The following is a 14,678-nucleotide window of genomic DNA, read 5'->3' as shown; positions in this document are numbered from 1 at the left end:
ACTGGCGCGTCCGGGCAAACGCTGATCGTAACTGACGCCTAGGACGTCCCCGGGGCGGCCACTGGGAGGAAGCGGAGGGTCTCCAGCGACCGGGTGTCCTCACCGGGTTCCACCCGAACGGCCACCGCACCGTGGAAGGTGTCCTCCAGCAGGGCGGTGGCGAGGGGGTTCTCCAGGCGACGCCGCAGCAGGCGGCGCAACGGGCGGGCGCCGTACTCGGGCTCGTAGGCCTCCTCGGCCAGGGCTGTGACGACGGGATCCACCACCTCCAGCCTGAGGCCCTGCTCCTGCAGCAGGCGATCGAGATCGGCGAGCTGCAGCCGCACGATCCGCTCCAGATCCTGCGGCTGGAGGGGCCGGAAGCGGATCACCTCATCAATGCGGTTGAGGAATTCGGGGCGGAAGTGGGAGGCGAGGGCCTGATCCACCGCTGCCTCGAGAGCCGCGTCCTGCTCCGCTCCCCCCGGCTGCCGGGCCCGCTCGAGAATCGCGCGGCTGGCCAGGTTGCTGGTCATCACCACCACGGTGTTGCGGCAATCCACGGTGCGTCCCTGGGAGTCGGTGAGGCGACCGTCGTCGAGCAGCTGCAGCAGCACGTTGAACACATCCGGGTGGGCCTTCTCCACCTCATCGAGCAGCAGCACGGCGTAGGGCCGGCGACGCACTGCCTCGGTGAGCTGCCCCCCCTCCTCGTAGCCCACGTAGCCGGGGGGAGCCCCCAGCAGCCGGGCCACGGCGTTGCGCTCCATGAATTCGCTCATGTCGAGCCGCACCAGGGCCTCCTCCTCGTCGAAGAGGGCATCGGCCAGGGCCTTGGCCAGCTCGGTCTTGCCGACGCCGGTGGGGCCGAGGAAGAGAAAGGACCCCACCGGACGGCGGGGATCCTTCATGCCGGCCCTGGCGCGGCGGATGGCTGCCGCCACGGCCGCCACCGCCTCGGGCTGCCCGATGACACGCTCGCCCAGCCGCTCGTCCAGATGGAGCAGCTTCTGACGTTCTCCCGCCATCAGTCGCTGGACGGGGATTCCGGTCCAGCGGGCCACCACATCGGCGATGTCCCCCTCCTCCACCTGATCGCGCAGCAGGGCCTCGCCCCGCCTCTGGGCCTCGGCAAGGCGGGCCTCGAGATCGCGGCGACGGTCCTGCACGTCCTGCAGCCGGTCGATCTGGAGTCGGGCGGCCTCCTCGTGATCCCCGGCCCGGTCGGCCTCGGCGATGGCATGCCGCAGGTCCTCCTCCTCATGCTGCAGGGCCCGCAGGTCGGCGAGCTGATCGCGCTCCGCCTCCCAGCGATCGATGAGACGGTCGAGGGCCTCCTGGGCGGCCCGGTGCTGCTCCTGCTGCCGCAGGCGCTGGTCCTCGGGACCGTCCTCGGCCGCGATCCGATCGAGATCGGCCTGACGGAGCGCCGCCTCGGCCTCCTCCACCACTCTGGGCTTGGAGGTCACATCCATCTTGAGCTGGGCCGCCGCCTCATCGACCAGGTCGATCGCCTTGTCGGGCAGGCAGCGATCGCTGATGTACCGGTCGGCGAGACGGGTGGCGGCCGCCAGGGCCGCATCGGAGATGGTGAGGCCGTGGTGCAGCTCGTACCGCTCCCGGACACCGCGCAGGATCTCGTGGCTCACCGCAGGGGAGGGCTCACGGATCAGCACCTGCTGGAAGCGGCGGCTGAGGGCCGGATCCTTCTCCACCGTGCGGCCGTACTCCTCGCTGGTGGTGGCGGCGATGCAGCGCAGCTCGCCGCGGGCCAGGGCAGGCTTGAGCAGGCTGCCGGCATCGGCGCTGCTGCGGTCGCTGCGGACCACGGTGTGCAGCTCATCGATGAACAGCACCACTCCCGCATCGGGATCGCTCACCTCGGCCAGCACCGCCCGCAGGCGCTCCTCGAACTGCCCCCGGAACTTGGCCCCGGCGATGAGGGCACCGAGATCGAGCGCCACCAGGCGCAGCCCCTGCAGCGATTCCGGCACCTCACCGGCCACGATGCGCTGAGCCAGCAGCTCCGCCACGGCGGTCTTGCCGACACCGGGATCGCCGATCAGCACCGGGTTGTTCTTGCCGCGGCGGGAAAGCACCTGGATCAGACGCCGGATCTCGGCGTCCCGTCCGATCACGGGGTCGAGCTGTCCTTGCCGGGCCGCGTCGGTCAGGTCCCTGCCGAAGCGATCGAGGGCACTGGGTTCGGGCTGCAGCCGGTCGTCCTCCCCGGACGGCTCGGAGGGGTCCGCTGCTCCGGACGGCGGCGCCTCTCCCACCGACGCGCGGGCCGGCCGGCCACGCCCGTCGATCCAGTCGTCCGGCGGTGCCGCCGCCATGGGGGCTCCCGCCGCGTCCGGCCGGGATCGTGGACCCGCGGGACGGGTGGGGGGCCGCCGCACGCCGACCGGGGAGGGCTCGGACTGGGAGGGTTCAGGCGGGGACGGGACCTGCTCGGGGCGCTCAACCTCCCGCTGCACGGGAACCCGGGGACCGGTGCGACGCAGCTGGCGCAACAGGGCCTCCTCGCTGAGGCCGGCCTCCGTCAGCAGAGCGGCCCCGATCCTGGGCTCCTCCAGCAGCGCCAGCATCAGGTGGGGCACGTCGATCAGACGGGAGCCCCAGCCCGCCCGGCAGCGGTCCGCGTCCTCCAGCAGCAGCTCGAGCGCTTCACCGATGTACAGCGCCTCGCCGCGGCCCGATGGCTGATCGGCGCAGAAATCCTCCAGGCGATCGAGGAGGGGGTCGGCCTGCAGGGGCAGATCCAGCACCCAGCCCTCGTAGCGGGGGTCGGTGAACAGCGCCTGCAGCAGATGCTCCACATCCATCTGGCCATGCCGCCAGCGGCGGGCCACGTCCTGGCTGGCCAGCACCAGGTCCCAGGCCGCCTCGCTGAAGCGCTCCGGTTCCGCCGTGAGGCTGGTGCCCAGCCCGCTGTCGCGGGCGTCCTCAGCGAGCACCATCAGGACACCGCTCCCCCGGTCTGGAGGGCCTGCTCCTGCTGCGGGACCGGGGCCTTGGACGCCAGATCGATGAGCTCGATCCGGTAGCCATCGGGATCCTCAACAAAGGCGATGACCGTGCTGCCGTGCTTCATCGGGCCCGGTTCACGCACCACCCGGCCGCCCTTGCCGGCAATCGCACGGCAGGTGGCGTGGATGTCCGCCACGCCGAGGGCGATGTGGCCGTAGCCCGATCCAAGCTCATAGCTGTCGGTGTCCCAGTTGTGGGTGAGCTCGAGCACCGTGTGGCTCGCCTCATCCCCGTAGCCGACGAAGGCGAGGGTGAAGCGACCGCCCGGATAATCCTTGCGCCGCAGCAGGCGCATGCCCAGCACGTCGGTGTAGAAGGCGAGCGATCGGTCGAGATCGCCCACCCGCAGCATGGTGTGGAGCATGCGCATGGCGGTCGCCTCCGTTCGGTGCAGCGGTCAGGTCATTCTGAGAGTCGGCGGCCACCGCCTGTCAGGCGGCCACCACTGGCATGCCGATGCGCGTGAGGGGCGCCCATAGGATCTGCCGAACCGACGCAACAGCAGGCGTGATCGACTCCCTCGACCTCGTGATCGACACGGTGGTGGCCCGCGAGGTGCTCGACTCCCGGGGCACCCCCACCGTGGAGGCCGAGGTGCTGCTCGAGGGCGGCGCCATCGGTCGGGCGATCGTGCCCAGCGGCGCGAGCACGGGCGCCCACGAGGCCCACGAACTGCGCGATGGCGGCAGCCGCTACTTCGGCAAGGGCGTGGCCACGGCGGTCACCAACGTGGAGGAGAAGATCGCGCCGGCCCTCTGCGGGCTCAGCGCCCTCGATCAGGGAGCGGTGGATGCCGCCATGCTCGAGCTCGATGGAAGCGACAACAAATCGAGCCTGGGCGCCAACGCCATCCTCTCCGTGAGTCTGGCGACGGCGCGGGCCGCGGCTGCGGGGGTGGGGCTGCCGCTCTACCGCTACCTGGGCGGACCGATGGCGACTCTGCTGCCGGTGCCCCTGATGAACGTGATCAACGGTGGGGCCCATGCCGCCAACAATCTCGACTTCCAGGAGTTCATGCTGGTGCCGCAGGGTGCGGACAGCTTCCGCGAGGCCCTGCGCATGGGCGCGGAGGTGTTCCACTCCCTCAAGTCGCTGCTCAGCAAGCAGGGCCTGTCCACCGCTGTGGGGGATGAGGGCGGCTTCGCTCCGGATCTGGCCGGGAACGACGCGGCCGGAGAGCTGCTGATCCAGGCGATCGAGGCGGCCGGCTACCGGCCGGGCGAGCAGATCGCCCTGGCACTCGACGTGGCCAGCTCCGAGTTCTTCCGCGACGGGCGCTACGCCTTCGGCGGCGGCAGCTACGACAGCGCCGGCATGGTGGACCAGCTGGCGGCCCTGGTGGAGCGCTTCCCGATCGTCTCGATCGAGGATGGCCTGGCCGAGGACGACTGGGAGGGCTGGAAGCTGCTGAGCGAGCGGCTGGGCGACCGCATTCAGCTGGTGGGCGATGACCTGTTCGTCACCAACAGCCGACGCCTGCAGCAGGGCATCGACATGGGTGTGGCCAACTCGATCCTGATCAAGGTGAACCAGATCGGCTCCCTCAGCGAAACCCTGCAGGCGATCGATCTGGCCGGTCGGGCCGGCTACACCAGCGTGATCAGCCACCGCAGCGGCGAGACCGAGGACACCACCATCGCCGATCTGGCCGTCGCCACCCGGGCCGGTCAGATCAAGACGGGATCGCTGAGCCGCAGCGAGCGCGTGGCCAAATACAACCAGCTGCTTCGGATCGAGGATGAGCTCGGCAGCCAGGCGGTCTATGCCGGCGCGGCCGGCCGCGGACCGCGGGGTCGGGGCTGACCCCTCCGAGGGTCCGATCAGCCGCGGTTGCCGGGGAGCTGCTCCAGCCGGCCATCGCGGCGCAGCCGCCCCTGCAGCTTCAGCCAGCCGGTCCCCACCGGCACGGCGGCCAGCAGGGGCGCGATGGCGAACAGGGGACGGGGGCTGGCACCGAGCAGGGCCGCCGCCAGCACGAGGCAACCGAGCAGCACGGACTGGCCGATGGAGTGCTGGGCGGTCACCATCCGCCTCAGCTGGCGGTCCGTCTCGCCGGCGCGGATCTGGATCTGGAGATCGCCCTGCTCGATCCGGGCCAGGTTGTCGTCCAGGCGGCGGGGCAGGTTGAGGGCCTGGGTGCTCAGGGCTCCGGCCTGGCGCCCCAGGGCGGTGAGCAGGTCGTTGGGGCCGTTGCCGCTGGCGGTCATCAGGGGCAGCAGGTAGGGGCGGGCGATGGCGACGAGGCTAAAGGCCGGATCGAGGCTGCGCCCCACCCCTTCGAAGGTGGAGAGCGCCCGCATCACGAAGATCAGCTCCACCGGCAGCCGGAACGGCTGGCCGTAGACCAGCTCGTAGAGGTCACCGGAGAGCTTGTCGATCACATTGGCCGAGAAGGGCGGGGTGAGGGCCTCGGTGAGCATCACCCGCACCAGCCGCCGCACCGGCCCCGGGTCAACCCCCTGGGCGATGACGCCGGCCGCCTGCATCTCACTCACCAGTGCCGCCGCATCGCGGGAGGCGGCGGCCCGCACCATCGAGCCGAGACGCTGCCTGAGGCGCTCCGAGAGCTGGCCCATCATCCCGAAGTCGTAATAGATGAGGGCTCCATCCCCGGCCACTGCCAGGTTTCCGGGGTGGGGATCGGCATGGAAGAAGCCGAACCGCACCAGCTGCTTGAGGTAGCTGGCCGCACCAATCTCCGCCACCTCCGAGGGCGTCACCCCCGCCTGGAGCAGGGCCTCTCGGTCGGTGATCTTGATGCCGGGCACGAAGTCGAGGCAGAGGACCCTGCGGGTGCTCAGCTCCCAGACCACGGCCGGGACCCGGACCCTGGCGTCGTCAAGGAACTGCTGCCGGAACCGGGCGGCGTGCTCGGCCTCGAGCCGGAAGTCGAGCTCCCGCAGCAGCACCCTGCGGCACTCCTGGGCGATGGCCACCCAGTCGCGTCCCTCGCCCCAGCGGGGATGGCGCTGCAGCACCGCCGCCACCTGCTGCATCACCTCCAGATCGAGCCGGAACAGGCGTTGCAGACCCGGTCGCTGGATCTTGAGCACCACCTGACGGCCGCTGCGGAGGCTGGCCCGGTGCACCTGGGCCAGGCTGGCCGCCCCGAGGGGCTTCACGTCGAGGTCGATGATCTCGGCGCAGCGCTCCCCCAGCTCCTCCTCCAGCACCGACTGCGCCTGGGCGAAGGGGAAGGCGGGCACCTTGTCCTGCAGCTGGGACAGCTCGCCGACCCAGGCGGCGGGAAGCACATCCGGTCGGGCCGAGAGCAGCTGACCGAGCTTGATGAAGGCCGAGCCCAGGCTGAGCAGCTCATCGGTGAGCCAGCGGGCCCGGCGCTGCTGACGGCGCAGACGACGCTCCTCGGTGATGCCGCCGGGATAGGTCCAGGGGCGACCGTCCCACCAGAGCACAACGAAGAGGATCAGAACGGAGCGCCAGATCCGCAGAGAACGCCGCAGGCCTCCCAGACGCGAGAGCGGCATTAGGCCGGATCCTCCAGACGGGCGGACAGATCGGAGACGCGGGAGCGGAGGGCGTCGATGCGCTGCTGGGCGGAGCGCCCGTCCTCAGCCACCGGGTCGGCCTGAGCCGGAGCCGAGCCCCCGGAGCCGGCCGGATCCGAAGGGGTCTGATCGGCCGCCGGGGCTGGTGCTGTCGCCTCCGCCTCCAGCCGCTCGGCCTCCAGCTGCACCTCCTCGCGGAAGAGATCCCACTCCTGCCGCAGACGCTCGGGCGCGTCCTGAGCGATCACGGCCACGGCGGCGGCCGCATCGGCGACTCCGCTGCCCACACGGGCCAGAAGCCGGTTGAGGGTGGCCTGAACCAGGGTTTCCGGTGTGCTCATCGGGTCCCATCTGCAGCAGAACTGTGCCAGATCCGGCCCCCGAAGCGGCAGCCGAAGGCGTCAGGGAGTCCCCGCATCCACCGGGGCGGGGGCCGGCGGGGGAGGAGCGAGCGGCGGCGGCGCGGCGACAGGAGCGGGAGGGGGCGCGGGCGCCGGTGGCGGTGCAGGTGGGGGTGTCGGATCCGCCGGGAAGGGCTGGGCATCCGGCAGAGGCGGCGTCACCGGTGCCGGAGATGCCGGCGCGGGCTCCTCCTGAACACCGGACTCGGCGGGGGGAGCCGTGTCGGCCGGAGGCGCAGCGTCGGGAGCGGGCTCCGCATCGCCTGGCCGCCAGGGCTCGACCGGGTCGCCCGGAGCCCACTCATCCGCCGGCGGAGTCCAGGGTTCCGGTTCTCCATCCCAGTCGGGCAGGGGCTCCTCCGGAGGCAGCTCCTCGGCGGGCGGGAGCTCCACCGGCGCCGGTGCGGCCGGGGCTGGCGCGGGTTCGGGAGGGGGGCCTCCGCCACTTGTCGGCGGGCCTCCTCAGCCTCCTGCTGATCCTGCTCGGCCCGCTGTTTCTCCTCGTCCTGGAGTCGCTCCAGGCTCAGCGCACCGAGATCGGCCGCCAGCGGTGAATCGCCGGAGGCGTGCTGCATGCGCAGGGCATCGAGGGAGGTACCGGGGATCTCCCGTTCCGGAAAGGCCACCCCGAGCCGGGGTGAGGCGGTGGTGCGCTGCAGCACCCGCGCCACCAGCCCGTAGCCCATCGCCAGGGAGAAGCCCACGAGCAGGGGGAGCCAGAGCGATTCGCCCTGGCGTCGCGGGGGCGCCGTGGCGTCGCCCATGGGGAATCGCGCGGTGAGTGGGCGCCATCCTGCCAGCCGCCGGCGGGCCGCGTCAGGTCGTGTAGTCGGCGTTGATGCGCACGTACTCGGCCGAGAGATCGCAGCCCCAGGCCAGCGCCTCTCCGGGCCCGTCCCCCACGTCGAGGCCGATGCGCACCGTGTCGGAGAGCAGGTAGGTGCCGGTCTCGGCCTGCTCGCGCAGGTAGCCGGAGGCCGCCGCGCGATCGAAGGCCAGCGGCACCCCGCCGGCCATGAGCTGATGGGGCCCCAGCCACAGCGCGACGGCGCCCGGGTCGAAGGCCTCACCGGCGCGACCGGCCGCGGCCACGATCCGGCCCCAGTTGGGATCCCGGCCATGGATCGCGGTCTTCACCAGGGAGGAGCCGGCGATGGTGCGGGCGATCCGGGCCGCGGCAGGAGCGCCGGCGGCGCCCCGCACGAGCACCTCGATCAGGCAGGTGGCGCCCTCACCGTCGCGGGCGATGGCCCGGGCCAGGTGCTGACAGACCAGCGTCAGACCGGCCTCCAGGGCGCCCAGGTCCGCCTCGGGCAGGGGTTCGCCGGCGGCGAAGGCCAGCAGGGTGTCGTTGGTGCTGGTGTCGCCATCCACGGTGATGGCGTTGAACGAGCCGGCCACGGCGCGCGCCACCATCGCCTGCCAGAGGGCGGGCTCAACGCCGGCATCGCAGGTCACGAAGGCCAGCATGGTGGCCATGTCGGGGTGGATCATTCCCGAGCCCTTGGCCATGCCCCCCAGGCGGACTCTCCGACCGGAGAGGTTGGCCTCAAGAGCGATCTGCTTGTCCACCAGGTCGGTGGTGAGAATCGCCCGCGCCGCGGCGGCGCCGCCGCCGCTGTCCAGCTGCTGCACCAGATCCGGCACCGCCTTCAGAAGGGGATCCAGGGCGATCGGCTGCCCGATCACTCCTGTGGAGCAGATCAGCAGCTCCTCGGCCGGCACCCCCAGCCGGTCGGCCACGGCGGCGGTGATCGCCTCGCTGTCACGCCAGCCCCGATCGCCGGTGCAGGCGTTGGCCTGGCCGGCGTTGATCACCACGCCCCTGGGCCGCCCAGCGGCCAGCCGCTGCCGGCAGAGGTCCACGCAGGCCGCCCGCATCCGGTTGGTGGTGAAGGCCCCGGCCGCGCTGGCGGGGCCGCTGGCCCAGAGCAGGGCCAGATCGGGCTGACCCGAGGGCTTGAGACCGGCGGCCAGGCCCGCGGCCAGGAATCCCTCCGGGGCTGTCACCCCGCCGGGAACGGAGGTCCATTGCGTCACCGGCGCCGGCTTGCTCTGCGCTCATGCTGGTCGATCCGGGGCTGACGGACCACAGCCCCGCCCATAGCGTGGAGTCGTGGGTGCGACACGGCGGCCATGGGGCTCTGGCAGGGGATCAAGGCGGAGTTCGTCGATGTCATCGAGTGGAGCGATCCGGGCGAGGAGACCCTGGTCTGGCGGTTTCCCAGCCGCAGCCGCTCCCTGAAGCTCGGCAGCCAGCTGACCGTGCGCCCCGGGCAATGGGCGGTGTTCGTGAACGAGGGCCGCATCGCCGACAGCTTCGGGCCCGGTCGCTACCGGCTGGACACCCGCAACATGCCCCTGCTCACGACGTTGCTCTCGCTGCCCTACGGCTTCGAGACCCCGTTCCTGGCCGAGGTGCTGTTCGTGGCGACACGCCAGTTCACCAACCGCCGCTGGGGCACGCGCCACCCGCTGATCCTGCGCGATCCGGAGCTGGGTCCGGTGCGGCTGAGGGGCTTCGGCACCTACGTGCTGCAGGTGGTCGACCCGAAGCGGCTGATCGAGGTGATCACCGGCACGGACACCAGCTTCAGCGTGGAGGACATCGGTGACCAGCTGCGCAATCTGATCGCGACACGGCTGGCCGACCTGCTGGGGGAATGCGAGACGCCGGTGCTCGATCTGAGCCGCCGCTACGACGAACTGGCCGCCGCGCTCCAGTCGCGGCTGGAGGCCGAGGTGCGCGGCTACGGGTTGGAACTGGCTTCCCTCCTGATCGAGAACCTCACGCTGCCGCCGGACGTGGAGGCGGCGCTCGACAGGCGCAGCAGCGTGCGTCTCAGCGGTGACCTGGGGCAGTTTCAGGCCTATCAGCAGGGCATCGCACTGGAGAAGGCGGCGGCCAATCCCGGCGGCGCAGCCGGCTCGGGGCTCGGCCTGGCCATGGGGATGGCCATGGGGACGCAGCCGCAGCAGCCCCCGCCGGCGCCGGCGGCCTCGGAGCCTCTGTTCCATGTGCTGGTGGGCCAGGAGTCGGAGGGGCCCATGCCCCTGTCCGCTCTGCAGCAGCGCTGCCGCGACGGAGGCCTGACGACGGGCACCCTGGTCTGGCGGGCCGGCCTGACGGGCTGGACTCCGGCCTCCGCCGTGCCGGACCTCGCCGGCCTGTTTGCACCGCCACCGCCACCGCCACCGCCGCCCGGTCCGCCCCCCATCCCCCCGGCGCCCGGGGCTCCGCCCCCTGACGGCGACCCATGAACTGCCCCTGCTGCGCGGCACCGCTGGCCAGCGGCAGCGTCGTGTGCGCTTACTGCGGCCACCGCCAGGATCTCGATCTGCGGGGCCTGCGCACCACCCGGGTCGAGAGCGACGGGGCTGAGCTCCGCTGCCCGGACTGCGACGAGCCTCTGCAGCGTCTTCGCCTCGGAGACGACACCGATGCGCCGGCCGTGGACCGCTGTCCGAGCTGTCTGGGGCTGTTCCTGACCCGCTCCGCGCTGGACAGGGTGTTGCGGGATGCGGTGCTCAAGAGCTCGGAGGTGAACCACCGGCTGCTGGAGGCCCTGCTGCAGGAGCCCAGACAGGAGCGCACCCCGGTGATGCGCTACCGGCCCTGCCCCGTGTGCGGCACCCTGATGCACCGCCGTCTGCACGGCTCCCGCAGCGGCGTGATCACCGACACCTGCAGGGATCACGGTGTGTGGCTGGATGCCGGCGAACTCCGGCAGCTGATGGAATGGCAGCGCGCCGGCGGCGCCACGCTCGACGCCGAGCGACGGGAGCGCCGCGAGGAGCAACGGAAACAGCAGCAGCGGCAGGAGCGCCGTGAGGTGGCCGCTGCCGCCGCCGCGCTCCCGGAGCGAGAGCGCTGGCCGGCCCGCCCGGGCGGCTCGCCCCTGGAGGACGATCTGGGCGATCTGATCCTCCGGGGACTGGGGCGCTGGCTGGGGTCCTGAGGTGAGCGCTCCGCGGGAGAGAGCCGGCCCGCGATGGAGTGGCCGGCAGCGGCGCATCGGTCTCACCGGAGGGATCGCCACGGGCAAGAGCAGCGTGGCGATCCTTCTCGCCAGACGGCATGGCCTGACCGTGCTGGATGCCGATCTGGAAGCCAGGCATGTCCTGGCTGACGGAAGCTCTGCCTGCCGCGCGGTCCTCGCGCGCTACGGAGACCGTGTGCAGGCGACCAGGGAGGGATCCTCTGCCGTCGGGATCGATCGTGCTGCCCTCGGACGCATCGTGTTCGCCGAGCCGCACGAACGACGCTGGCTCGAGACGCTGGTCCATCCGCAGGTGCGCGCTCGGCTCGAGGCAGGCCTCAGGGATCATTCCTCCGAGAGCTCAGTGGTGTTGATGGTGCCGCTGTTGTTCGAAGCGGGACTCGAGACTCTCTGCAGTGAGGTGTGGCTCGTGCAGTGCAGCGCAGCCGTTCAGCTGGAGCGGCTGATCACACGAGATGGCCTGCCGGCTGAAGAAGCACGGCGCCGCGTGGAGGCCCAATGGCCCCTGGAGCGCAAGCGTTCAATGGCGGATGTGCTCCTGTGCAATGAGGGATCACCAGAGCAGCTGGAAGCGGCCGTGAGTCGGGCGCTGCTGCGAAGCCCGATGGACCGTCGTTGATGGATCGGTGGGTCCTCGGACCCTCAGAGAAGGGCTCGTCGTTCAAGAGGCTCCCTGGAGGTGAGGCGAAGTCCGCCGCTCTCCTCCATCACGCTGCCGCGGGAACGAAGCTTGCTCATGGTGCGGGATGAGGTTTCCCGCGACAGACCGGCCAGCGCAGCGATATCACGCTGGGGAACGGCAGGGATCAGCGCCAGGGGGTCCTGACCGTCCGATGCCTTCAGGGCGAGATAGAGCAGGGCATCGAGCACGCGGGTGGTGGCATCGCTGCGCTGAACCGAGAAGCGGCGGTTGAGATCTCTCAGCCGCTGAGACTGAAGCTGGGCCATGGCGAGCGCCAGGCGGGGGCTGACATCAAGAACAGCCCGGAAGTCCGGTCCCGGGATCTTCCAGAGGCTGAGTGCCGTGAGCGCCACCACGTCCGCTGAGCGGGGTTTGCCGTCGAGAAGGGCCATGTCACCGACCAGATCTCCCACTCCCAGCACGGACAGGATGATCTCCTCTCCCTCCAGAGACGTGCAGCTCACCTTGGCCAGCCCCGAGGAGAGCAGCATGACGCTCTCGCCCCAGTCCTCCTGCTGCACCACCAGATGACCGGGTCGGAAGGACGACTCATGCGCCCTGGCCATCAGACGACGGTGTTCATCCTCGGCGAGAGCGGGGAACAGAGTCAGCGGGGCAGGCTGTGGCCGTGCATCACCGGCGGGAGAGGGCATGACGAGGTCGCCGTTCTCGAAACCACTTGGTGATCACATACTTGCGCCCCTCCCGCACGGGCTCCGCTTCATGGAGCGTGTGATGGTTGGGCCTCCCCTCAGGATCCAGGTTGTTCCAGGCCAGGGCGAAGCCCGGCAGGGGCTGAAAGCGTCGGCCCAGCCGGGGAAAGGCAGTGGCCCCACCCTTGCAGCCGCCGTTGAGATACACCATCACGGTCCAGGTGCGCTGCCCACCCTGACGGGCGTGGTCGCGGTACTCGTCGGTGTTGGGGGCGAACCAGTCGGTATGAGGCCTGAAGTACTGGCCCGGCTCGTAACGCTGGCCCTGCATCGGCTCGGAGCGATCGGGTTCGACGCCGATCAGTGCGGCCAGACGCGCTTCCAAAGCGCCCAGCAGGGGGTCGCTGTGACAGGCCAGATCACAGGTGCTGCTGGTGCGGTAATCGGGAGGTCCCTGGGTGACGGTCGAGGGGCGCGCGGCCTGGTCGATGAGACCGATCAGGTGAAGACAGTCGTGCTCAGTCAACAGGTCCGGCAGTTCGTACAGCTGGGCCAGATCCGTGTCCAGACGCCAGGCGCGGGGCTTGTGGTCGCGGCGGGTGAGGGGAGCGGCCGCCATCGCACGCCAGAAGAAGGCTGAGGCGGCATCCGAGATGGGCGGCGAGGTGACATCCGGAGCGGGCCGCGAGGCGACGGCTTCAGGGGCCTGATCACCCACCAGAACCGCTCGGATGGCGTCAGCCGGGAAGCCCTCGGCGAGGGCGCGCTGAGTGAGTTCGGACAGGTCACAGCCGCGCTCGCGGTTGAGGGTCAACCAGCGGCGCCAGTTATCGGGGATGACCCCTCCGGCGCTCATCCCCCCTTGAGGGCCTTACCGAGGATCTGGTTGGCCAGCTTGGGGTCGGCCTTGCCGGAGGTCTTCTTCATCAGCTGCCCTACGAAGAAGCCCTGGAGCTTGGTCTTGCCGCCGCGGAAGGCCTCGACTTCCGCCGGATGGGCCGCCAGCAACTCATCCACGATGGCCTGCAGCGCCGCCGGGTCGCTGATCATCGCCAGACCGCGCTCCTCCACGATCGCCCTGGGCGAGCCGCCGTTCTCCAGAAGCTCGGGCAGGATCTCCTTGGCGATCTTGCCGCTGATGGTGCCGGCCTCGATCAGCTGCACCATCTCCGCCAGCTGCTCGGGCCGCAGCGGCAGGTCGTCGTAACTGAGGCGCCCAGCATTGACATGGGCGGCGATGTCCCCCATCAGCCAGTTGGCGCCGGCCTTGGCATCGGCACCGGCGGCCACCACCGCTTCGTAATACGCGGCCATGGGTCGCTCATCGGTGAGCACGCGCGCGTCATAGGCCGAGAGTCCCAGCTGCTCGGCGTAGCGGTGGCGCTTGGCCGCCGGCAGTTCGGGCAGCTCGGAGCGCCAGGTCTCCCGCTGGTCGGCGCTCACCTCGATGGGACCGAGATCGGGTTCCGGGAAATAGCGGTAATCGCTCGATCCCTCCTTCGAGCGCATGCTGCGGGTGACCTGCTTGCCCTCATCCCAGAGACGGGTCTCCTGATGGATGGGCTCCCCGGCCTCGAGGGCCTTGATCTGACGGGCGATCTCGTGCTCGCAGGCCTTCTGGATGGCGGAGAAGGAGTTCATGTTCTTGATCTCCACCTTCGTTCCGAAGGGCGCATCCGGTCCGCGGCGCACGGAGATGTTCACATCACAGCGCAGCGATCCCTCCTGCATGTTGCCGTCGCTCACGCCCAGATAGCGCATGATCCGGCGGATCTCCGCGGCGTACTCGGCCGCCTCCCGGCCGGTGCGCAGATCGGGCCGGCTCACGATCTCGGCGAGGGCGACACCGGCGCGGTTGTAATCAACCAGGGAGTGGGTGCTGCCGGCCAGCCGGTCACTGCCGGCGTGAACGAGCTTGCCGGCGTCCTCCTCCATGTGGAGGCGTTCGATGCCGATGCGCTTGCAGTACGTCTCCTTGCCCTTCTCGGCCACCTCCACCTCGATCCAGCCGTTCTCGGCGATGGGTTCGTCGTACTGGCTGATCTGATAGTTCTTCGGAAGATCGGGATAGAAGTACTGCTTGCGGTCGAACTTGCTGTGCTCGGCGATGTGCAGGTTCAGCGCCATCGCCGCTTTGACCGCATACTCGAGCACGCGCCGGTTCAGCACCGGCAGGGTGCCCGGCAGGCCGCAGACGACCGGATCGATGTGCGTGTTGGGGTCGTCCCCGAAGGTTGTGGAAGCCGAGGTGAAGATCTTGCTGGCGGTTCCGAGCTGCACGTGGGTCTCCAGACCGATCACGGCCTCCCATGCCTCCGCTGCGGAGGACGTCTGAGTCGCGTTCGCGGTCGCGCCCGCCATCACTGCTCCCAAGCCACTGCAAGCAGCGATCCTATGGAAACGTCCCGCAGCAACCGTTC

At 70.5% G+C, this 14,678-nt stretch carries 13 protein-coding genes; 4 read left to right on the top strand and 9 right to left on the bottom strand.

The features are described 5' to 3' along the window. Positions 1-38 precede the first annotated feature (38 nt). Positions 39-2,942: an ATP-dependent Clp protease ATP-binding subunit gene (locus EVJ50_RS11715; RefSeq protein WP_150884161.1), complete on the bottom strand. Its 2,904-nt coding sequence runs from the start codon at positions 2,940-2,942 to the stop codon at positions 39-41. Beyond that, positions 2,942-3,382, bottom strand: coding sequence for a lactoylglutathione lyase (gene gloA / locus EVJ50_RS11710; protein ID WP_150884159.1), 441 nt, complete (start codon positions 3,380-3,382; stop codon positions 2,942-2,944). The genes EVJ50_RS11715 and gloA overlap by 1 nt, the downstream gene beginning before the upstream one ends. 137 nt (positions 3,383-3,519) lie before the next feature. On the opposite strand from gloA, the gene eno reads away from it, so the two are divergent. Next, entirely contained in the window at positions 3,520-4,815 is a 1,296-nt protein-coding gene (gene eno / locus EVJ50_RS11705) for a phosphopyruvate hydratase (RefSeq protein ID WP_150884157.1), read from the top strand. 17 nt (positions 4,816-4,832) lie between these two features. On the opposite strand, the gene EVJ50_RS11700 is transcribed toward eno, so the two are convergent. The 4 genes from EVJ50_RS11700 to argJ form a co-directional block, all read right to left on the bottom strand. Beyond that, on the bottom strand, positions 4,833-6,500 hold the full coding sequence (locus tag EVJ50_RS11700) for an AarF/ABC1/UbiB kinase family protein (protein WP_191964767.1): 1,668 nt from the start codon (positions 6,498-6,500) through the stop codon (positions 4,833-4,835). Further along, positions 6,500-6,862: a hypothetical protein gene (locus EVJ50_RS11695; protein ID WP_150884155.1), complete on the bottom strand. Its 363-nt coding sequence runs from the start codon at positions 6,860-6,862 to the stop codon at positions 6,500-6,502. The genes EVJ50_RS11700 and EVJ50_RS11695 overlap by 1 nt, the downstream gene beginning before the upstream one ends. A 218-nt stretch (positions 6,863-7,080) precedes the next feature. Next, on the bottom strand, positions 7,081-7,686 hold the full coding sequence (locus tag EVJ50_RS11685) for a hypothetical protein (RefSeq protein ID WP_150884153.1): 606 nt from the start codon (positions 7,684-7,686) through the stop codon (positions 7,081-7,083). A gap of 52 nt (positions 7,687-7,738) precedes the next feature. Further along, the gene (gene argJ / locus EVJ50_RS11680; protein WP_150884151.1) at positions 7,739-8,962 is read right to left on the bottom strand and encodes a bifunctional glutamate N-acetyltransferase/amino-acid acetyltransferase ArgJ; all 1,224 of its coding nucleotides are present in this window, start codon (positions 8,960-8,962) and stop codon (positions 7,739-7,741) included. A gap of 96 nt (positions 8,963-9,058) precedes the next feature. Between argJ and EVJ50_RS11675 the strand changes: the two genes are divergently transcribed. From EVJ50_RS11675 to coaE, 3 genes are read left to right on the top strand one after another with little or no spacing between them, the layout of a single operon-like run. After that, positions 9,059-10,183, top strand: a complete 1,125-nt coding sequence (locus EVJ50_RS11675; RefSeq protein ID WP_150884149.1) for an SPFH domain-containing protein — start codon at positions 9,059-9,061, stop codon at positions 10,181-10,183. Then, positions 10,180-10,881 (top strand): zf-TFIIB domain-containing protein, encoded by a 702-nt coding sequence (locus EVJ50_RS11670; RefSeq protein ID WP_150884147.1) that lies wholly within the window; start codon positions 10,180-10,182, stop codon positions 10,879-10,881. Before EVJ50_RS11675 ends, EVJ50_RS11670 begins: the two co-directional genes overlap by 4 nt. A gap of 1 nt (position 10,882) precedes the next feature. Next, complete coding sequence (gene coaE / locus EVJ50_RS11665) at positions 10,883-11,542, top strand: dephospho-CoA kinase (RefSeq protein WP_150884145.1); 660 nt, start codon at positions 10,883-10,885, stop codon at positions 11,540-11,542. Between the two features lie 23 nt (positions 11,543-11,565). On the opposite strand, the gene EVJ50_RS11660 is transcribed toward coaE, so the two are convergent. From EVJ50_RS11660 to gatB, 3 genes are all read right to left on the bottom strand, one after another. Further along, positions 11,566-12,171 (bottom strand): Crp/Fnr family transcriptional regulator, encoded by a 606-nt coding sequence (locus EVJ50_RS11660; protein ID WP_225322921.1) that lies wholly within the window; start codon positions 12,169-12,171, stop codon positions 11,566-11,568. Between the two features lie 67 nt (positions 12,172-12,238). Further along, positions 12,239-13,114, bottom strand: a complete 876-nt coding sequence (locus EVJ50_RS11655; protein WP_150884141.1) for a 2OG-Fe(II) oxygenase — start codon at positions 13,112-13,114, stop codon at positions 12,239-12,241. Then, positions 13,111-14,619, bottom strand: coding sequence for an Asp-tRNA(Asn)/Glu-tRNA(Gln) amidotransferase subunit GatB (gene gatB / locus EVJ50_RS11650; RefSeq protein WP_150884139.1), 1,509 nt, complete (start codon positions 14,617-14,619; stop codon positions 13,111-13,113). The genes EVJ50_RS11655 and gatB overlap by 4 nt, the downstream gene beginning before the upstream one ends. Positions 14,620-14,678: the final 59 nt, after the last annotated feature.

Source organism: Synechococcus sp. RSCCF101, assembly GCF_008807075.1.
GTDB lineage: Bacteria > Cyanobacteriota > Cyanobacteriia > PCC-6307 > Cyanobiaceae > RSCCF101.
The sequence above is the reverse complement of the archived record's forward strand: the minus strand, read 5'-3'. Positions and strand labels throughout refer to the sequence as shown.

Coding starts and splice junctions, on each gene's coding strand:
- EVJ50_RS11715 (WP_150884161.1), bottom strand. CDS start 2,942: ATGGTGCTCGCTGAGGACGCCCGCGACAGCGGGCTGGGCACCAGCCTC.
- gloA (WP_150884159.1), bottom strand. CDS start 3,382: ATGCGCATGCTCCACACCATGCTGCGGGTGGGCGATCTCGACCGATCG.
- EVJ50_RS11700 (WP_191964767.1), bottom strand. CDS start 6,500: ATGCCGCTCTCGCGTCTGGGAGGCCTGCGGCGTTCTCTGCGGATCTGG.
- EVJ50_RS11695 (WP_150884155.1), bottom strand. CDS start 6,862: ATGAGCACACCGGAAACCCTGGTTCAGGCCACCCTCAACCGGCTTCTG.
- EVJ50_RS11685 (WP_150884153.1), bottom strand. CDS start 7,686: ATGGGCGACGCCACGGCGCCCCCGCGACGCCAGGGCGAATCGCTCTGG.
- EVJ50_RS11675 (WP_150884149.1), top strand. CDS start 9,059: ATGGGGCTCTGGCAGGGGATCAAGGCGGAGTTCGTCGATGTCATCGAG.
- EVJ50_RS11670 (WP_150884147.1), top strand. CDS start 10,180: ATGAACTGCCCCTGCTGCGCGGCACCGCTGGCCAGCGGCAGCGTCGTG.
- EVJ50_RS11660 (WP_225322921.1), bottom strand. CDS start 12,171: ATGGCCAGGGCGCATGAGTCGTCCTTCCGACCCGGTCATCTGGTGGTG.
- EVJ50_RS11655 (WP_150884141.1), bottom strand. CDS start 13,114: ATGAGCGCCGGAGGGGTCATCCCCGATAACTGGCGCCGCTGGTTGACC.
- gatB (WP_150884139.1), bottom strand. CDS start 14,619: ATGGCGGGCGCGACCGCGAACGCGACTCAGACGTCCTCCGCAGCGGAG.